Origin of the sequence: Sphingobacterium sp. UBA5996, assembly GCF_002429765.1 — a bacterium.
Classification (GTDB): Bacteria; Bacteroidota; Bacteroidia; order Sphingobacteriales; family Sphingobacteriaceae; genus Sphingobacterium.
In genome coordinates, this window is record NZ_DJAS01000004.1 from 127213 (window position 1) to 148715 (window position 21503).

13 protein-coding genes are annotated in these 21503 nt (G+C 40.5%); 5 read left to right on the top strand and 8 right to left on the bottom strand.

Translation table 11 applies throughout. From position 1 onward, the window contains the following. Positions 1-29: 29 nt before the first annotated feature. The 3 genes from B3E00_RS03535 to B3E00_RS03545 are packed head-to-tail and all read left to right on the top strand — an operon-like array spanning position 30 to position 3724. Entirely contained in the window at positions 30-1226 is a 1197-nt protein-coding gene (locus B3E00_RS03535; RefSeq protein ID WP_293885424.1) for a DUF5000 domain-containing lipoprotein, read from the top strand. Positions 1227-1253: 27 nt separating this feature from the next. Next, the gene (locus tag B3E00_RS03540; protein ID WP_293936953.1) at positions 1254-2495 is read left to right on the top strand and encodes a DUF4998 domain-containing protein; all 1242 of its coding nucleotides are present in this window, start codon (positions 1254-1256) and stop codon (positions 2493-2495) included. A 5-nt stretch (positions 2496-2500) separates the two neighbouring features. Continuing rightward, positions 2501-3724 (top strand): hypothetical protein, encoded by a 1224-nt coding sequence (locus B3E00_RS03545; RefSeq protein WP_293936955.1) that lies wholly within the window; start codon positions 2501-2503, stop codon positions 3722-3724. 94 nt (positions 3725-3818) lie between these two features. Here B3E00_RS03545 and B3E00_RS03550 read toward each other — a convergent pair whose 3' ends face one another. The 8 genes from B3E00_RS03550 to B3E00_RS03585 form a co-directional block, all read right to left on the bottom strand. After that, the gene (locus B3E00_RS03550; RefSeq protein WP_293936957.1) at positions 3819-7871 is read right to left on the bottom strand and encodes a hybrid sensor histidine kinase/response regulator transcription factor; all 4053 of its coding nucleotides are present in this window, start codon (positions 7869-7871) and stop codon (positions 3819-3821) included. A gap of 328 nt (positions 7872-8199) precedes the next feature. Next, on the bottom strand, positions 8200-10743 hold the full coding sequence (locus tag B3E00_RS03555) for a tetratricopeptide repeat protein (RefSeq protein ID WP_293936960.1): 2544 nt from the start codon (positions 10741-10743) through the stop codon (positions 8200-8202). Between the two features lie 268 nt (positions 10744-11011). Beyond that, positions 11012-11458 carry a nuclear transport factor 2 family protein gene (locus B3E00_RS03560; RefSeq protein WP_293936963.1) on the bottom strand — a complete coding sequence of 149 codons (447 nt, stop codon included), beginning with the start codon at positions 11456-11458 and terminating at the stop codon, positions 11012-11014. A 354-nt stretch (positions 11459-11812) separates the two neighbouring features. After that, on the bottom strand, positions 11813-12448 hold the full coding sequence (locus B3E00_RS03565) for a hypothetical protein (RefSeq protein ID WP_293936965.1): 636 nt from the start codon (positions 12446-12448) through the stop codon (positions 11813-11815). A gap of 613 nt (positions 12449-13061) precedes the next feature. Beyond that, positions 13062-16244, bottom strand: coding sequence for a glycoside hydrolase family 2 TIM barrel-domain containing protein (locus B3E00_RS03570; protein ID WP_293936967.1), 3183 nt, complete (start codon positions 16242-16244; stop codon positions 13062-13064). An 86-nt stretch (positions 16245-16330) separates the two neighbouring features. Further along, positions 16331-18085, bottom strand: coding sequence for a family 43 glycosylhydrolase (locus B3E00_RS03575; protein ID WP_293885408.1), 1755 nt, complete (start codon positions 18083-18085; stop codon positions 16331-16333). Positions 18086-18256: 171 nt separating this feature from the next. Next, on the bottom strand, positions 18257-19471 hold the full coding sequence (locus B3E00_RS03580; RefSeq protein WP_293936969.1) for an outer membrane beta-barrel protein: 1215 nt from the start codon (positions 19469-19471) through the stop codon (positions 18257-18259). Beyond that, entirely contained in the window at positions 19468-20046 is a 579-nt protein-coding gene (locus tag B3E00_RS03585) for an RNA polymerase sigma factor (protein ID WP_293936971.1), read from the bottom strand. Before B3E00_RS03585 ends, B3E00_RS03580 begins: the two co-directional genes overlap by 4 nt. A gap of 164 nt (positions 20047-20210) precedes the next feature. Here B3E00_RS03585 and B3E00_RS03590 point away from each other — a divergent pair, with 164 nt between their 5' ends. After that, positions 20211-21065 (top strand): hypothetical protein, encoded by an 855-nt coding sequence (locus B3E00_RS03590; protein ID WP_293885402.1) that lies wholly within the window; start codon positions 20211-20213, stop codon positions 21063-21065. A gap of 23 nt (positions 21066-21088) precedes the next feature. Next, a complete protein-coding gene (locus B3E00_RS03595; RefSeq protein ID WP_293936973.1) occupies positions 21089-21496 on the top strand; it encodes a c-type cytochrome in 408 nt (135 codons plus the stop codon). Positions 21497-21503: the final 7 nt, after the last annotated feature.

A 21503-nucleotide genomic window follows, 5' to 3' on the forward strand; every position in this document is an offset into this window, starting at 1 on the left:
TTCAATTTTATCCTTAAAGTCATAACGAAATGAATATAAACAGAAAACTGATGCAGGCTATATTTTTCTTCTGCATCTTATTCCAAAACTGTAAAGAAGAAATTCAGGTTGCCCCTGTCGTAAACAGCGCAGCGCCAGGTCAAGTGAGTAACGTGAAGGTAGAAAACTTGGCTGGGGCCGCACGGATTACCTATACCTTACCAAAGGATCAGGATCTATTATATGTCAAAGCTGTCTACCAATTAAAATCGGGCAAAGAAATGGAGGTGAAATCCTCCTACTATAACAACTCACTGTTGGTGGAAGGTTTTGCAGATACAAATCCACATCCAATTAAACTTTATGCCGTAAATAGAAGTGAAGTCAGTTCGGCGCCGATCGAAGTCTCCGTAACTCCTTTAGAAAACCCGATCTGGAATACTTTCCGAAGTTTGGAGGCCATTCCAGCTTTTGGTGGCATTCGGATCACGGCTGAAAACGAGTCAGAAAAAAATTTAACGGTGATGGTGATGGTCGACTCGTTGGGTGAATGGGTGCCTTCTGTCGATAATATCTATACCTCCGCTAAACAGATTTCACGTACGATCCGTGGTTTTGCTCCTAATCCCAAACAATTTGCGATTACCGTGAGAGACAAGTACATGAATTTTACTGATACACTGGTCACCACCTTGACACCGCTGTTTGAACAGCCACTTCCAAAATCGAGGTATACTGCAGTTACACTACCGACGGATTCTAAACAACAATATTCTTCTACGGGACTTTCTAAAATGTGGGATGGGGACATTATTAACTGGCCCAACATATCGTTGACTGATGTCACTGTGAACGGTCCACAATGGGTTACATTTGATACCGGTACGCTGGCCAAAATGAGTAGGATTGTCATCTGGGACTATCCTGAATATACTAATAACGGCCGCATGTACTATTATGGGGGTAATGTTCGGTTTTTTGAAGTATGGGGCTCCGACAATCCTCCTTCGGACGGAAGCTGGAACAACTGGACGCGTTTGGGTACATTTGAAAGCAAAAAGCCCTCTGGATTACCTATGGGACAACAAACAGATGAAGATTACCAACTCGCCAATGCGGGTTTAAGCTTTGACTTTGATGTCAGTGCGCCAAAGGTGCGTTATCTGCGCATCAAGACTATTAAAAATTGGCAAGGATCTTCTTTTATGTCCATCGCCGAGCTACAGGTTTATGGCGATCCACGTTAAGATCACTTTTTTATTATCAATTAGACTATGATGAAAGTACCACATATTAAAACATTCTTTATCATGCCCTTGCTTAGCATGGCCATGCTTTCTTTCCTTTGCTGTTCAAAGAGTGATGATTATAAAAAGTACCTGGAAGGCGGTGAAATTTCCTACACCGGCAAAATTGATTCCGTAAAGGTCTTCTCGGGTAAAGAGCGCGTCTATATTACTGGATTATTTATGGCAGACCCCAAGGTGGAGCGTCTCAAAATATACTGGGATAATCGGCAAGATTCGACTGAGGTAAAAGTCAATCGTACAGCAGGCGTAGATACCTTAAAAATTTCGCTCAAGATAAGCGAAGGGGTACACAATTTTGAACTTATCACCTACGACGCCCAAGGCAACAAGTCGCTAAGTGTATTTAAGACTGGAGTATCTTATGGTGAACGATTTAGTTCAGGTCTTATCAACAGACCAATGTATGCTGTTGATTATTTCGCAGGAGATCAAAAAACCACCGTCAGTTGGGGGGGGATCGATCTGACCAGCGGTGCTCAGTTTACGGAAGTGGAGTACACCAATACTTCCGGTAAATTGATTACACAAAGAGACTCCATTAAACTTGGGAAAAGTATTTTAGCAGACTTTATGCCTGGCAAACCATTGCGCTACCGTACATTATTTGTTCCGGATTCCTTAAGTATAGATACATTCTACACAAATTATTCCGCAAATATATCGCCTAAGGAGGTCTATCTAAAAAACATGAACTTTCCTTTCGAAACATCCGCAATGGGCGGCGATCGCTGGGGTACACCGGCTGTATGGATAGTCAATGATGCAGTAAAAAATTTCAAGACTGCAGACGGAAAATATTATGGTGGAATTGAGATTCGCGATAAAAAAGCCTGTTTATCATTGGAAGCCGGTTGGTGGCAATGGGCTTCACCGTCACCCAACTTAGCGCCAATAGTAAATGGTAAGATCTATCAAACAACCAACTTACAGCCGGGCAAATATCGTTTTACAGTCTCAAAGATTGACAAAGGCAGCGCTGGTGTCGTTCATCTCATTGCTGCAAAAGGCAATATCTTGCCGGATCAATCCGCCTTAAACACGGCCATCGGTTTTCAAACCTTATCGGGAAGCAACGCTGTATTAGAATTTACAGTAAGCGAAGCGGGTCCCGTAACCATAGGGTTTCTCGGAAATATGAGCGGTACAGCCTCGGACGGTTCGTACTTTAAAGTTACTGGCAATATGATTTTCGAAAAATTACAATGAAATATATGAGTAGGTTAGTTTTTTATACATTACTTGCGGCCTGCAGTTTAGCAGGCTGCAAAAAGGCGGCTACAGAGAGTAATATGGTAACGCCTCCGGAAAAAACCGCCGACATCGCACTTGCTGAACTCGGTAAACTGGCTTTTTCCAATATCACCACTACCGGTGCTATGGTTACTGGAAAAGTACTCCAACCGGGTGGTGCCCTCGTGACGAGTCGTGGAATCTGCTGGAACAAAGATCCGAATCCGACAATCGACAATAATCCGATGGAAGCAACTTCCAGTAAAGGTTCTGGTGAATTTAGTGTGGCACTAACAACCCTTGCCCCCTCGCAAACATACTACATTAGACCTTACGCCAAAAATAAGGGCGGAATTGCTTACGGCGAACAACAGGTGTTGACCACTGCCGATATACAATCGGTTACCTTTGGCACTAATCCGATCTTTATTGTGGGATCATCAATGGCTTATTATGACGTCAATATAATCAGTAGCGGCGGTGGCGCCATTACCGAACGAGGGATATGCTGGAGCCTACAGGAACAACCCACCTTAAATGATCACAAAGTGACGAACGGTTCGAAAGGTACTGGAAAATTTAGAATAGGTATACTCAACCTTAATCCAAGCACGAACTATCATTTACGCGCTTATGCGATCAATGAAACCGGTGTAAGCTACGGTCCAGATATTGCGTTCCATACGATTGCTAAGGGTAAAGTAACCTATACGTTTAATAAAGCCGATAACCCTACGGCCCAACAACTTGCTGCTTATCAACGATTGCAAGTGGCCCTTGACAGTGCGGTGTGGTATGTCAATAATTATACTTCTGCTACCAAACACATTTATCTCAACTACGATCCAGGCGTGCCGACAGCCGACGCTAACAATGAGGGTTGGATGCGATTTGGTTCGGGTGAAGGGTACCAAAACATACGTACCATGTTGCATGAGATGAATCATACCTTGGGTACTGGAACGACAAGTTGGTGGTCGCAGGCCATTATAAATGGCAAATACAGTTTAGCAAACGCCAACAAAACACTAAAAATGATCACTCAAGACGAATCAGCTGTGCTAAGTGGCGATAGCATGCACTGGTGGCCTTATGGCTTAAATCAAAATTCAGAAGTCAGCTCTAGTTGGGACTATGTCTACAACTGTCTGCTCATAGAAGCTATGCGTAAAGACGGTATGACCAGTCACAGTGGACCTTATTAATAGCTAGCTGTACACAAACGAAGAGCAGAAAAACAGGATTTCTCACGAAAGTTACTGTTTTTCTGCTCTTTGATTTTTAGATAATCCGTCACATTTAGCTCTTATTATCAGGCAAATTTCCGAGGTGGCTGTATCGCTTTCGGTATTCTGAGGGCGAACAACCAAAGATTTTGGAAAAATGCTGTCTAAAATGTTTGATATCCTTAAAACCTACTTGATAAGCGGTTTCATTAATATTCGTTTTATTATTAATCAGCAACTGCGCGGCGCGGCGCATCCGGATATAGCGGATAAATTCATTGGCAGATTTACCTGAAATAGACTTTATTCGTCTATACATATTGGAATGGCTCATGCCTAGCTCCTCGGCAAGCATTTTTACCGTAAAATTTTCATTCAACAAGTGCTTTTCAACCACTGCTATAGCCCGTTGAAGAAAATCTTTAAAGGCCGTCGGAACCTGATGATCTTTCGACTGCAACGTGATCTCACTGTAAAAATAGGTATGCAATCTATTTTTGTTTTCTATCAAACTTTCCACACGTGCCACGAGTAACTCTTTATCAAAAGGTTTAACGATATAGTCATCTGCTCCAACTTCAATCCCTTTTAATTTAACATCGAAAGACGCACTTGCAGTTAACAAAATAATAGGGACATGGCTGCGTTTTGTATTGCTCTTCATATGTTTGCAGAGATCGATTCCAGAGTCTCCACCCATCATGATATCACTGATGACGATACTTGGTTCTATTTTTTCTAACACAGTTATTGCCATTTCTGCACTGTCTGCTTTAATAACCTGATATTTGTCAGAAAAGACTCCAGCAATATAGTTTAACATATCTTCATTATCATCTACAATTAGTATTTTCTCCTGCATATCATCTTCATACCACTCGTCAAGTGGTTGTCGTTTTTTTGGATAGATTGAAGGTGTATGCTCAAGCTTATCTTCTTCCGCAGAAGAAAGATATCCATAAGCAGCCTGTTGTAATTCGACAGTTGGCCCCACCGTCGCTGAGCTGACCTGATGAATCGGCAATCGTATTGTAAAAGTAGCTCCAGCTTTTGGATTTGCAGTATATTCCAATTTACCTTCGTGCAGCGTAATAAATTTTTTCACAAAAAACAGTCCGATTCCAAAACCATCTGCGCTTTGGTTGAATAGGTTAAAATTACGTTTAAAAGGTTTAAAAATTTCTTCTGTTAAATGGGTTGGATAACCCTGTCCAGAATCGATGATATCACAGATCAATTCGCTTTCTAGGCGCCTCACTTTAACAGCGACAGATCCTCCTTTGTCTGTATATTTAAGCGCATTTTGAAGTAAATTGATGAAACAGATCTCCAGTTTTTCATAATCTGCATCTACAGTTAGTTTTTCAATAGCTGTTTCAAATGAGTACGTGATATTTCGAGAACTGGCCAATTGCCTAAAGGACTCAAAGGCGTCTCGCCAAACCTGTATAATGTCAAAAACCTTACTGTCGAGTTCGTCTAAATTGCCATCGGATTTTCTAAACAAAAGAAGTTTATCCGCAAGGTTTAACAATCGCTTGGAATGACTGTAAATAGACAGTAGCTCGTCTGATTCTGTCATATTCTTTTTTGACTTGACGACAATATCCTTGATCGGATTTACAATAAGGGTCAATGGAGTCCTGATCTCGTGGACAATATGGGTAAAAAATGCCAGTTTATCTTCGAGTAATTCGTGTTCTTTATCACGTTCAAACTCAGCAGTCTTTACTTTAAAGAGCAACAATGCTTTATTCTCCCTATACCTATTATAAAAAAAGAGTACCGCAGCGAGTAGCAAAAAGTATCCTAGATATGCCCAAAAACTTCGGTACCAAGGAGGCAAAACTTCTATACCTATAATTCGTTCCGTCGGATTCCATTCGCCATTTGCATTGGTTGATCTAATATGTAATTTGTATGTTCCTTCTCTGAGATTAGAATAATAGGCTGTACGCTGTTTATTGACGTAATTCCAATCTTTGTCCCAGCCTTCCAAATAATAGGCGTAGTCGATCCTATCCGAAAAACTAAAGTCTAATGCTGCATAGGAAAACGATAATACAGCCTTATCAAATGGTATTTTTAGATGCTTCACATCATTTAAAGGAATTTGATTCTCCTGCCCACTTTGGTCATATGGTATATTATCGATACTTAATCGGGTCAATTTTAATAAAGGAAAACTGGTCTCAAATAATACATCCTTCGGTCTGATGATATTGAAACCACGGATGCCTCCAAAAATCAGCTGATCATCGCGTAATTTGATGGCAGCGTTGTAATTAAATTGGTTACTTTGGAGACCGTCTGACTGGTAGAAATTTTGAAATGTTTTTTTTCGTAAATCCATTTTGGACAGTCCGTCGAGTGAAGATATCCACATGTTACCTTGTGCATCCTGTAATCCATTTAACAAAGTATTACTAACAAGTCCATCCTTTTCAGTATAGCGCCTATAGTTCATTGTATTTAAGTTCAGATGTAAAAGTCCTCCCCCTTCGGTGCCAAGCCAAAGAAAGCTATTTTCTGTTTGTTGGATAAAACGGATGGGCGTACCTATCTGATAACTCTTGTATTTCATCGTACGCAGGTCCAGTCGAAATAAAGAATTCCAGGATCCCATCCACAATGTAGCATCTTTATCTTCGTAAAACGTTAACACGTCATTTATTGGCAAATCAAGATATTTAAACTGATCTGTGGTGGTATCTAAGCGATAGACATTTCCACTAGCAAGGGTTGAAGCCCAAAATGTACCCCTACTGTCTTTAAATAAACGCCATACAGCATTATTTGCGTAAGGCGTATTCGGATAGTAACAGCTATAATGCTTTATTTCGCCTGTTTTTGCGTTTAATTTTACAATTCCCATATCATAGGTTCCAATCCACAACTGGTCATTTTGATGCTGAATCAAGGATGTTATAAAAGAAGGTTTGCTCTGCAGAGGAGCTGAATAGGTATAATTCACCAAAGTGCCTTTCGATATACTCCATTTATATAATCCATCCCCATCAGTTCCTATCCAGATATGATCGCGATCGGCCTGTTCAAATGATAAAATAAAATCGGCCGTATTTACCCGTTGGCTATTGGGAATAAGTTTAAATGATTGAAATCTTCTTTTTACCGGATCCACAATATTGACCCCACCCCTTAGAGTGCCAATCCAAATCCGATCGTCTTTATCTTCCCATACAGCAAACACAGATCGACTGGTTAATTGTTGTTGATCAAATCCGATGTACTCTTCGAAAGTTTCTGTCGTGGGGTTAAATTTTTGAATGCCCGTACCATCTGTACATATCCACAGCTTTTTGTCTTTTCCAAAATAAAGGTTAACGATAGCTTTTCGATAAGTATCGTAACTATATCGTTCAAGCACGCCCGTTTCTATATGATAACAACTAATTTTCTGATAATTGGCAAACCAAACATCTCCAATCGTTGACACAGCCATTGTCGTCGACTGGAAATCACCTTGCTTTACAATTGAAAAACTGTTCTTTTTGCTATCATAATAAGCCAAACCAAGATGATCTATTATTGCCCAAATTCCAGCATCAGCTGCTTTGCAGATAGCCGAAACACGATAGTCGAAATCCTTTTGGCCAGCATATTGTAAAGGTATCCTATTCGCAATACTTCCATCCTTCGTTTCCTCAATTTTAAAAAGTCCTTTAGATCCGCCTTGCACAAATAACTGACCTAGCATATCCCTCTCTATCTGATGGATCGGAAAATTTAGAAGTTTATTTTCTCTTTGCGAACGCACCAACACTTGCTTACAAACTGTACGATTGGCATCTATCACTGCCAATCCACTTTTGGTCGCTACATATAACTGAGCGGAAGCACTTTCGGCGATAGCCGTTACACGATTGTCAGGAATTGTATTATTCGATAATGGATCATTTTTAAAAACTTTAAATTCATACCCATCGTAACGATTCAGGCCGTTGGATGTTCCAAACCACATAAACCCATCTTTATCCTGAAAGATAACCGTTACAAAATCGTTTGAAAGTCCTTTATCAATGCCTAAATAAGCAATGGATGATTGACACCAGACAACATGAATCGGCAAGAATAACCCGAGAAGGATCAAGTAGACAGTTTTCATAAGATGATTATAATTGTTTTAGCGACACTTAATTTACGAAAAAACTGGTGGATCGACAAATTCGAGTTACACTATTTATGATCCGATGTGCGCGCTCTTAGGTCGATGTGGTAATTGGGCGCTGGTAATGGTCTAAATACCGCTATTTTATCTTATTTTTTTGCCAATACAAATGAAAAAAGCGAGGATAAGACCTCGCTTTTTATCGACCTGTTGATAACAAAGTCCGATTTTATCGGACTCGTCCATTCATAATCCTACCTATAAACTACATTCGGGATAGGTTTATACCTACCATTAAATCCGCTGCGACAACTTCTAAGAGGTATTACTTCAATCTCTGTAAGCGTTCTTTCGCTGACGGAACAATATCATCATCCTTCTCATAGTTTTCAATAACACTTTTCAATGTACTCTTTGCCTGGAAAGTATTGCCTTTGCGCGCATAAGCATCTGCAAGCAATATAAAACTCTTGGCTACCCAATATTCTTGTGCTCCCCTATTGTTGATAACGTCAAAAGCAGTTTCCAATGCTTTATCGTATTCCTTACTATCATATTGCAGTAGCGCCACGCGGTAACGCGCCTCTGCACCAACAGCTGACTGGCTTTTCAGCGCAGCCAAGTTGAACTCTTTCAAGGCAGACGCGACGTTCTTTTCTTTCAGTAACGACCTTCCGTTGTATAAATAGGCTTTTGCAATTTCCTCCTGAGTTGCCCCCGCATAATTCTTAATCAAATTCACGTATTTGGCCACCTGTTCCATATCACCAAGTTCGAAATAACACACCATCAGGTTGGTTACCGCATACCCATAGTTCTTTTTATACTCCTCATTGAGTTCTAATTTTTTCAGGTGCACAATAGCCTCATTGTATTCCTTGAGGCCTAGATATAAAGCAGCCACTGTTAACAGGGTATTCTCCGTATACTTACTCGTCCAGTCGTTCAGTATCATATTCAGATCGTGCAGCGCTTCCTGCGGGTGGCCTATACGGTAAGAACTTACACCGCGGATATAACGCGCGAATTTCTCCTGTTTAGGTTTTGGAAATTTGTCGAAATAAGCGTTGATAGCTTCCACAGCTGCACCATACTCACCCCGGGCAAAGAGCGAATGGGCTGCCTGGAAAGCCATATTATCCTGCTCTGCAGGACTCAGATTTCCTACATTAGTACCTACGGCGTAACGAATATAGCTCGAAGCGTCTCCCTGATCAAGGTAAATATTTTCAATAAAACGCATAGCCTGCTCCGCCTCAGCAGTTCTGGCATATTTCTCCACTACTTTTTGGAACGTAACTTTAGCTGCTTCGGGTTCATCATTGTTGTACTGCACAAGCCCAATGGTCATTAGGGCGCGAGGAATATAACTACTACGGGGGTACTTTTCAATCATACCTTGCAATCCTTTGAGTGCATTATCATAATCTCCCATCGTAAAATAGGTATAAGGGATTTCAAAGGCGGCATCATCCGCATAATTAGAAGAGGGGAATTGCTTCAGCACGGAACGTAGCGTACTCATCTTCTTTTCATTATCGCCTTGCAGACCAAAGATGATACCACGTTGGAAAAAGGCATAGTCCTGATTAGGCGCTTTGCTGTTGATCAGCTGGTCATAATATTTGTTTGCCCGGCTGTAGTCGCGCAGACAAAGATACGAATCACCCAGTCGGGCGATGACGTCATACCGTATATCCTGATCTACTGTACTTCCACCGGCAGTTAGAAAGCGTTCAAAATAATCTGCCGCCAACGCAAAACGATTATTTCGATAGGCTGCATAAGCAAGTCCATAATTGGCATAATTGTATACTTCACTATTCCGAGCAGCGGGCAAACCTAGGAACCTGGAAAAGTTCTCTACTGCTTCCCCGAATTTGCGGACTTCGTACATTGCCTCAGCCTTCCAATAGGTGGCAAGTGCAGCCATCTCAGCATTTGCTGGAAACTTTTCCGATCGCATAAACATCGATATGCTGTTTTCGAAAGCGCGCTCGTTATAAAACTCCAGTCCGCGGTAGTAGGTTACCTTTTGATAGATCGCATTGACCTCTCGCCCGCGCTCTTTAAGCGATTCCAGCATACTGACGCCGGCATGGAAGTTGGTGGTCCCACGTAGAATTTCAGCGGATAGTGTTTCGGCACTTTCCTTTCCTTTTAAACCCGGATCGACAGGTTTCACTTCTTGGGCAATATATTTTTCAAGGACTCTTTGCGCAGCTTGGGTAGAATCCATTTCGAGCAGAACTTTGGCATAGTTAAACAGCGCATCGGCTTTCACCTGTCGATCGAGGTCTAATTTTGTCACTTTCACAAAGGCATCTCGGGCAGCTTGTTTGTTGCCGGTTTCCAAAGCAATGTGGCCTAAAGTCATAATTGCACCCTGATAAAAGGCGTCCGAAGATTTCATTGCCTCCAGCATACCGCTTGCTCTTTTGTATTCGCCGGCTCCATAGGCCAGGTAGCTGATGCGATAATTATCAATATTACTTTGCGATGCGTCTGGATGACGTTTCATCAATTCATGATAATACGCTTGTTTATATTTTTGCTGCGCTAAATAAGTGGTGGTAGCGATCTGACGTAATTCTGTCTCTATAGCGTCGCGATTGATACGCTTCATATCTGGGCTCCGACGTACTTTGACGGCATCGGCCAGCATAGGCCTGTAGTCGCGTACAACCTCAATGGAATCCATCGTCTGAACTTCTCCGCTACTTCTTTGCTCAATGTGTTGCGGCTTCTCTTTTCTATCTTTCTGCTGTTTTTCTACTTCCTGCGCATACCCCGTAGCCAGCAAAGCCGAAAGCGTCCCAGTAAACAGGTATTTTAGGTAATTATGACCGATTCTTTCTTTCAATATCATTATTCATCCGTATTTCTGAATTTTTCCAAACGTTCCTTTGCCGAGGAGACAATAGGGTATCCCTAATCAGTGTATTCAAAACTAAAGAATTCAAACCACATTTGGTAATTTCAAATCTGAGATACTTCATTTCAAGGATTTACAACCCGACCTGCTGCCCCATTGCCCAATCGGCAATCGTCCTTATACAATAATGGAGCCAAGAAGAAGAAATAAGAATCACATCAGTCATGTGGTGCTACAACCTATACTGCTGTTAGCAATAGGCTTATTGATACGAATGGAATGATTTTGACACTTGCCAACTGCCACTCTCATACACCAAAGTCACTAGGTCAGTCATGGTAAAGCTGTCAAATTTCAATACAATTTTTGCAATCATATAATCTGCAGATTTTTCGACGATCTTGATATGCGTTTTGCAATTCAAAATTTCACCCTGTTGTTTATGCAAACATTCAATCACCGCACGGCGTCCATAGGTATGTATAGTGGAAGTATGAATTTTTTGACTGAAATCTTGGGCAAACAATTGCTCTAGACCAAAAGATGCTCCTGCAGTAGTTACCGCAACATAATGCTGCAAGGCGAATTCTGCTGTGGAGAGATTAATAGAAATTCTTTCTGATTTTGATACTGGTTTTTCATCTGCCATGGCAACTGATGATAAGGCGATTAAAGCTGCTACTGTGAATGTTTTTACGAATCCTTTCATACTATCTTTTTGTTCAATTGTGTTAGTTTATATCCTCTTCCTTGTTGATCCGAAACTACAGATCAATATGCCGCTAACCCAAAGACTTTAGACCAAAGGTCTTTTAATCTCGGTGAATGACGGAAATGAAGAGGTGAATATAAGAACCATGTTAACTGCTGCATGCCAAATACTATACCAGTAGCTACAATAAAAACATTTGTGCCTCTCAGCACATTTAAAGGCATTTTCAAGACCCTCTACGAAAAAGAAAATGTGCGCATACGAACAGTTTCAAAATAAATTGTTCGCATGCGCACACTGCATGAAAACCTGGCAAAAGATTGATGATTACCGCCTGTTGACCAAATTGATTTATTTCGTTTTCTTAATTGGTATATCGGCTGATAGCGCAAAAAAATTGTCCGGAAGTTGCTTTGCTTCAATTTTTCGGGCAATAGACTCCATTTTGAATTGCTCATTATCAATCACAATTTTCAATGGAACAGACTTGGCTTTTGCTAAATAGTAGTTCCAATTTCGATAACTATGCATCTGATACTTAGTAAAATCAACAGGGTATTTTGATGTGTAGAAATAGGTTGTCTGCCCTCCTTGCGTCTTTAAGGTCAAGGCATCACAATCTTCCCCCAATATTTTCTCTTTATTTTTAATCAGCTCATAACTCACGATTGCATCCGACTGCACATTGGCATCAAACCAATAAAGGGTATCTGATCGGCTCGTCTTATTGTACAGTCTATTGGTCTCACTAATATAGAGCTGTACGGTGATACCAGCTCCATTTGTTAGCGATTTGTAATTTCCCGATTTGATAAAACACGTTTGCTCGTCGCCTAAAAGAAGACGCATCTGTTCGCTGGAAATCGTGGAGTTTTTACTTTGAAAGCTGTTTTGATAAATAATTTCTCCTTCAAATGCCTTTTGAGAGTATGTTTTCCCTGTGGCGGCTAGAAATAATAACGATAATAATAAATAATTGATGTTCATTTGCTTAAAAATGATATTGAGCACAAAAAGATTTGTTCAATTTACATCTTTTCTTCATGCTTCAGGGTAACTTTTCATATGCGCTACGTCTTTTTCATTATTCGTTATATAAATAGGAGTTTTAGCTATTATTTCTTGTTTGATGTATCATTGATATTTCTATGCTATTCCTTCGGAGCTTCTCTGCCAATTCTTTGTTCTTTGTTCGGGCCTTCTTTGAGCTTGGTTTGGGCTTTGTTCGCTTATTTACTGCCGTTTGCTTGCTGTTTCTCCGTTTATTCTTTGCTGTTTCGTTGGTATTTCTCTGCTTATTCTCTGCTTATTCTTTGCTGTTTCGTTGGTATTTCTTTGCTATTTCATAGGTAGAAAAGCAAAGAAACAGCAAGAGAACATCCACGAACAAGTTAACTTTGTACCTACCAAAAGCGAGTATAAGCTCCAAACTTAGCAATACAAATTAACATACACACCTATTACCCTCCCGAAACTTAGAAAGCAATTCATAAGCTCAACGGCAAAAACCAACTGTTCACAATAAAAAAAAGTCGCATCGGAAGATGCGACTCAGTAACTAGTTAATTAAAATGATCTTTTGCAACACGGGACACTACAATTATTCTACTGGCTTTACAACAAAAGAGAAGGAATAATTTTTGTAAGGCAACGTATATTCCTGAAGCGGCCATGCTCCCCAGCTATTGACTCCTCCCACTCCCATCTGTTTAAGGTCAATATTAAGCTGCGTTTGCTTCCTCTTAACCAGGTCGGCAGCATGACGCTGCTGACGCTTGAGACCATCATCCAAATCTTTGTCAAAATAATGCAAAGCACTCATGCTAAACGTCGAATCTCCCGTAAACAACAATCCACGGCCACGTTTATTTTTTATTTCCATCCATCTAACGTCCGTCTTATTACCTGTCTCCTGTGGCATTACATAGGGAAAATACTGCTGATCCACCGTCTGTTTATAAATTCCCACAGGTGATGAAAAATTACGGTCAATGTAGTTTTCCTGCGGTCCCCTTCCATAGTAATTGATGGTTTCAAAGCCTGAAGGCAGGATCCATTGCATACCGAAACGTGGAAGAACAGCTACCTTTTTTGTGGTATCAGCAAGGAATGACTGAGAAATACGCATTTCACCCGATTGATTAATGCAATATTTCATTTCCAACTGTCCATACACTTGTGGCATTTTATAGGTAGCATCCACATACGCTAGATTATTGACAACTGTTGATTTAATTTCAATCAATTCAATAGAATCTGAAACCTGCTTCCAAGACTTCAATTTTTCCGGTGTATTTGCCCCAAAGTCATTATCATTCGGTGCACGCCAGAAATTACTCTTAAATGTGGTATGCTCATCAACAAAAGCCTGCCCTTTAAATTTATATCTCGTTAGCCATCCTGACTTAAGATCAAACTCAATTAGCAGATCCTTGGCCGACACGATGAGATTTCCATCTTTTCGCTCCGTATTGATTTTTCCTTGTGCTAAAACGGCGGTCTTAGGCCGAAAAACACCTCCTAAAAATAACTGTTCAGTTGCTATAATATGCCCAGTTGGAAGTAAGGCCTCGGCTTTTTTCAGTCGATATGTTAGATTCAGAAACTTTTCGCCAGATTCTACGCTTTGATAAGGAATAGATAGCACCGCAGATTGTTGCGGCGACACATTCAAATTCTTGATTAGCCCAGATTCAGTTTTTTTCCCATCAACTATAATTTCCCATTGAAGTTCAACATTTTCAAGCCCTCTAAAAAAGCGCTCGTTGTAAATTGATATCTTTTTTTCACCCAATAAACTAGTATGAATATCCTGATATACTTTTTTCATTTCCCATGCATGGGGATAGGGAGTTCTGTTCGCGTAAAAAATTCCTTTAGAAGCATAATTCCAGTCCGTGATAGCTTCTTTAGGTTCGTAATCTCCGCCATAGGTATATACCGTATCTCCTTTAGCATTGACTTTAATAAAACATTGATCCACAAAATCCCAGATATATCCACCTTGAAATATCCCTTTGTTTGCCCGAATGATATCCCAATAATCCTTGAAATTTCCCAACGAATTTCCCATGGCATGTGCATATTCACATTGAATAAAAGGCCTTTCCGGCTTAGGGTTACGGGCTGCATAATTTTTCATCGCAGATGGACTGGCATACATAGGCACCACTAAATCTGTATTCCAGTCAAATCTTAATTCGCCATAATTATTCACGGCCCTTTCGTATTGTACCGGACGGCTGGTATCGAGCTCTTTCATTCGGAGGTAAGCCCGGTAGAAGTTATACCCATTTCCGGCTTCATTGCCCATGCTCCAAATAATGACACTTGGATGATTCCGATCTCGCTGAATAAGACGTTCAACACGTGCCACATGCGCTTTTTCCCAGCTCGGCCTATTGGCCATGGTATAGGACAGATCATAGCCCATACCATGTGATTCGATATTAGCTTCGTCGATCACATACAGACCGTATTGATCACAGAGCTGCAACCAATACTCGGCATTAGGATAGTGGCTGGTACGAACGGCATTGATATTGAATTTCTTCATAAGTTGTATATCCCGCAACATACTCTCTTTTGAGATCACATGCCCTGAGACGGGATCTGTCTCATGTCTATTTATTCCTTTAATAAGAATAGGTTGTCCATTCACCAGCAACTGCCCACCTCTAATCTCAATAGTACGAAAACCGAACCGCAGTGGAATGACCTCGATTGTTTTGTCCTGATGGTCTATAAGCTTAACAACTACCTGATATAAATTCGGTACCTCAGCAGACCACAGTGCAGGACTATCTACTGTCTGCTCAACATTTATTTCCTGTCCCGAAACTTTGACAGCTTTACTTGATATCACCCGGCCATTCTGCTGCAGCGTGATCTCTGCCTTTAAATTCTCCTGATTAATCCGGTTAAAAATGAGTTTGGTTTTTAAGACTCCTTTATCAAAAGAAGCATTGAGTGTTGGTGATAGTTGAATATCACGCACATGTAGCGGTTGTCGCATCAGCAAATAACAGTCACGCGTGATTCCGCTTAAACGCCACATATCCTGATCTTCCAAATAATTGGCTACCCCCCAACGCATAACACGCATGGTAATCAGATTTTTTCCTTTTCTTAAATACTTCGTTATGTCAAACTCAGATGGTAATTTACTATCCTCGCCATATCCAACATATTCGCCATTTACCCAAACAGATAAATTAGATTTAGCAGCTCCAATATGTAGAATAACAGGCTTCCCCTGCCAATCCGCAGGAATAACTACCTCGCGGCGGTACACCGCAGTAGGATTAAAATCCATCGGTACAATGGGAGGATTCGGCTTCCCGATCAAATAGGTAAACTCAAAACCTGAAGTAGTATACATCGGAAAACCGTATCCATTGAGTTCCCAATTAGCGGGCACCTGAAAATTGTCCCAATGACGATCGTCATAAGTTAATGATTCAAATTGAGCTGGCAACTGAGACGGGCTATTAACCCATTTGAATTTCCACGAACCATTCAAACTTAAATAAGAAGAGGATTCACGCCAATCGTAGTTGCTAATTTGATCTGTATTCGGAAAGGTTACAAAATCGGTATGCATGGGCAGTCGATTTTCTTCAGTAATCGTTTCATCCAACCAAGGGATCCCTTTTCGGATAACCGTATCTTGCTGTTCTTTTTTGTTTTGCTCATGCGTCAAAGTCACACTGGACTGCGCATAGCCCAACACGGTGACAATACTAGACAGAAAAATAAGCGTGAATTTAGTCACTATTTGCATTTCTTATATTTTTAGGGATAACAAATTAATTCGAAACGGCAGATTTGTCTGGCCTAATCGAACTTGAATAGATTGATGCGGCCAAACTAATGAAATACACTTAAATCCCACTGGTCTCTCCAATTTATCTGTACTTTTTCATGCCGAAGATCAATAGGTAGCCAGATATACCTGCTATCCATAAGCTCTTTGGGCTTCCATCGGTCGGCCATAAAAATAAAGGAATCTTTTTTTCCTGCTACGGGAAGTACAAATGTCGACTGACCGTCAAAAGTCAAGGCTGAATTTGGTCCCCGCATCGGATCACCGAGTGATTTCCAAGGACCAAAAAGATTCTTGGCGACATGGAGCTCGGCACGATTCGGTGCCCAACCCGTGCATCCGCTAGTGATCAGGTAATACCGATCATTGTATTTGAATAATGCTGGAGCCTCCCTATGATTCCGAAATAGTAAAGAATCCTTCGCTGTTACATGGAGGTAATCATCCGTTAACTGTACCATGCGTAAAGCATAATTTTCGTCGGATGAATACACTTGGTACGCCTTCCCATCGGTATCCACAAATAAACTCATATCGCGTGACATATTGTTATTTGGCCTGAAACTATGGACAAACTGAAACGGTCCAAGAGGTGAGTCACTTACTGCAACAGCCGCCCTGGCCGCAGCATAGCCCTGACCTTTCAATTCGAGATGGAACCACATGACATATTTTTTCAGTTGCTCCTGATAGATAACTTTAGGTCTTTCCATAATACAGCCCCAGGCAATATCACTTGTAGAATCTGCGCTAGGCGTTAGCGCCAATCCTTCAAACTTCCAGTGATGCAAATCATTGGATGAATACACATTGACTCCCTGAGATGTTGTTCCACCACGTTTCTCTCCATACCAATAGTATTTTCCATTCTGATGAAGTACGCCGCCGCCGTGTGCATTGATCACATCACCGCTGTCGTCTGTCCATCTTTCCCCTGGTTTAAAACTACTCACTTGAGCAGATTTCACTTTTTGATAGACCCGTACATAATCAATTTCATATTTTGCCGGAAGTAATTTATGATCTATCGCACCGCCATTTGTACCGCCTAGAGCCAAATTTAACAGCAGATAATGCGGTTGGGTAAATGGGTTAAAGCCTGTACCATCCCGATTAACCAATTGGTCCATCGTAACGCGAAGCATCTCAATATCGTCCACATACAGCGCAATAGCATCTTCGTCCCAGATCATTCGCCAAATATGAAACTGATCAGCCCAAGCTTTTCCCCCAAGATCTTTAACTGCCCTAGTCTGACCGAACCAATGGGCTTTCCACCGCTGATCAGTACCTGTCGCGATATTCGCCAATATTTTGCCACGGTAATACTCCATAATATCTATTTCGCCATTGGACGGCCACTCTTTGGTCGTTCCTAATGTCCAGAAAGCAGGCCAAAGCCCAGCGCCAACAGGTATACGTGCCCGAATTTCAAAAATTCCGTATCTCCAGCTTTGCTTTCCTAAGGTATTTATTGAAGCTGAAGTATACCTTATCTGCTTTCGGCTGCTAATCCAATCTTTACTGTCTTGAATAAAACCCGGATGCTTGCGTTGTTCTTTTTTTGCTTCAATAATCAATAGGCCATTACGACAGAAAGCATTTTCCTTTTGATACCATTGTTCTTCGCGGTTACGTTTGAAACCTTCTTCGTAGCTCCACTTGTTTGTATCTAGCGTGCCTTGATAATCGAACTCATCCGACCAGACTAAGTCATACTCCTGTGGGATGGGTTTTTGGCTGTATGCGGCAAAACAGCTTAAAAGCAAAATAAGACAGACAGATATAGGTGTTTTCATGATTTATTTAAGTCTCTTTGAGCGAATAGTTATTGATTATTCGCAAACAAAAATATCACCCTTTTTCTATCTAGACAAGGGGGATATTGAGTCAAAAAGAGGGATATATTCGTATTTATGTAATAATACGATGACACAAACACGATTTAGCTTTTCGAATTCCCAATTAGATCACAAACTCATTCCTAGAGTAAATGCTACCCCTTTAGATTCTAGATCCACATTTCCATACCCAATTCCCGTCAAAGGCATTTTAACAAATGGTTTCACGCCGATATTAATTTTATCGTTGATTTTCTTCTCAATAGAAACCGAAAAATCCGCGACACCAAAGATATGCTGGTTCTCGCCATTCACTTCATAGACGGCACTGTTTTGAGATCCGCTATAGCTCCCCCCACCTTCATAATCGAAAGTGTATTTTTCCTTCAGCATAAAATAACTTGAAAGCCCTGCGCTCACATTAAATTTGACGTTTTTACTTTTAAGTACGGTGTAACTTGCTGTCAAGGGAACATCAAGAACATCACAAACGGCACTTACATTGCTGGGCAACTGAGCCATCTCCGGTGGATTTGATGGTGTATAAAACTTATATGCTGATTTATAATTCTTCTTAGCATAAGTCGCTCCCACAGAAACATGAAATCCTTTTGCGAGCGGATAGGAATAAGCCAAGCCGACATTTTCACTAAGGGAAGATTTCCCTGCTCCACGTACGCTTGTAAGATCTGGCCCAACGAGGAAACTAACAACCGACCGTTCCTCTTCCTTCCTCATGGCACCTATGGTTTCTTTAGGTTGATAAATAGCTGCCAAGCGCTCCCCTATCCCTTCAATCGGTTCTTCTTTTAAGTTGAAACTAGGTAATCTACGATGACTATATTCTATAGGAGGAATAGTAAATATTGTTTCCTGTTTTCCATCCTGTATCCTTGTCAAATTTATATCGGCGACCTGCATTAAAAGAATATCCTGCAGTATTCTATTTTCACTTGGTACCGCTAAACCACTATTCATACCTGTATGCGGCTGAAATGCAACCCCACCTAAATCTTGTTCAGGTTCATGTCGCAAATTTTCCTCACGATGAATAGTTCCATTTTCCAACCCTTCTTTTTCAGACAAAATATTGGCTTCATTGATTTCATTCAGCACATCGTTAGACTTAAGTACTTGGTCATTCCAGATAAAAAAAGCTATTAAAACTGCTGCAACTGTGGTCGCTAATGTTATTAAAAGTACAATCTTTCTTTTCTTTAAGCGATTTGACTGATTCAACCGTGATTCTATATTTTGCCAATGTGCTTCATCAAACTCAAAATGAACATCATTTAGGCCGTCTTTAAAAATTTCATCAATCTTATTTTTATCCTTTTCCATCATGCTTTCTCTTGAGTTTTACCAAATTTTACACCTTGAACTTCCATTATTTGTACAAGTCGCCCGCGTGCTTTATGTAAATTAGATTTTGATGTTCCAATAGCAATACCCAGCATGCCACTAATTTCCTCATGTCCATAACCATCTATTGCGTAGAGGTTGAACACCGTTCTGTATGCCGGTGGAAGCTGCTGTACCATCGCCAATAGGTCTTCATAGTTTAACTTTTGAGTGATGCTATCATCTTCCACAATAGCGTGCTCATACAAGGATACATCAAGTAGGAAGCCCTGTTTAATGTTTGCGCGGTAAAAATCAATTGCAGTATTCGTCATGATTTTTTTGATCCATATGGAAAAAGGCTTCTGAAAATCATATTTACCAATATTTTTAAAAACCTTAAAAAAACCTTCATTTAAAATACTTAGTGCATCTTCTCTGTTATTAGCGTAGCGCAGACATATACCTAAAGACATCGCATAGTAAATGGTATAAAGATCTTTCTGAGCTCTCCGGTCCTCATCAATACATCCTTTAATAATATGGATAGATTTTTCGTCAACTTCTGTTATCGCCACTCGATATTGCTTCTTTCTTTTGATAAATATAGTATTAAGTCTAATACGAACGGATTGTAAGAAAGGTTGCCTGCAAAAAATATTTTTTTTTGAATCAATTTCAAAGCAACCTTTCTTTTGAAATGATCGTAATATCAACAGATTATTTCAAAAAAGGCACTCATATGAAAGTAACAAAAAAACACGTAAAGCTAGTCTTTCTCGGTCTATTGACCTTAACAATGTTTTCTGCATGTTCAAAAAACGATGCAGCTCCTGACAATGTAGAAAATAAAAATAGGGGTATACAAATATCTGCCAATGCCCAGTTTGGTAATATCCTGACCGATGCAAACGGTAGAACACTGTACTTTTTCTCCAATGATACAAAAGGCATCTCTACCTGTAATGGTAATTGTTTGGCAACTTGGCCAGTTTACCATAGTAACGAAACAAGTACGGATGTAAAAATTGATAAAAGCCTGATGGGTGAAATCACACGCGAAGATGGTTCCAAGCAAAGTACATTTAAAGGCTGGCCGCTTTATTACTATGCAGGCGATGGTCAATCTGGTCAGGTGAAAGGGGATGCTATAAATAAAATATGGTATGTAGCCAAACCCGATTATTTACTTATGGTTGCCAATGCCCAACTCGTCGGACACGACGGTAAAAACTATTTAGGTGATTATACCGAAGGAATAGCAAAAACAATGTATCTAACAGATGATACAGGTAGAACACTGTATGCCTTTAAGCCTGATAAATTCAACAAAAACAATTATACTGCCGCAGATTTCAGCAATGATCCGATCTGGCCAATTTTCCAAAAAGAAACAGGAGCCCTTCCTTCGCTTATTCGTACAACTGATATCGCCGTAATTAGCGTCTATGGAAAGAAACAATTGACTTTCAAAGGATGGCCCTTATATTACTTCGGTCAGGATATACAACATGGAGACAATAAAGGAATAAGTTTCCCACGTGTTGGTGTTTGGCCGATCGTAAATGACAATACAACCGTTGCTCCTGCAAACTAAATCTATACTAACGATTCAAACATATGGCACAAAAACATAATACAGCGATTCCTTGCCTCATAGCATATTATCACTTCGTCATTTCGCTCTTAACCATATCAGCTCTCACTTTCTCCGCCTGTACGAAAAAGCAGGCGCAGGAACTTACGACCAATCCAGATAACGGTACTGAAACGGTGACAGCCGAGAATGTATCGTATACGAATTTTTCTAAAGCTTTTTTCGAAAGCAAATGTAGTTCATGCCACGGAACAGGACGTTCGGCTAGCGGACGATGGACATTTAATGGCTATACTTCCGTAAAAGAAAACATTGCAAGAATTAATAACGCTGTACTGGTCACCAAATCCATGCCGATAGGCGGGGCGCTAACTTCAAAAGAAATAGAAATGCTCGACGCATGGATAAAGAGAAATTCACCTGAAAATTAATGATATC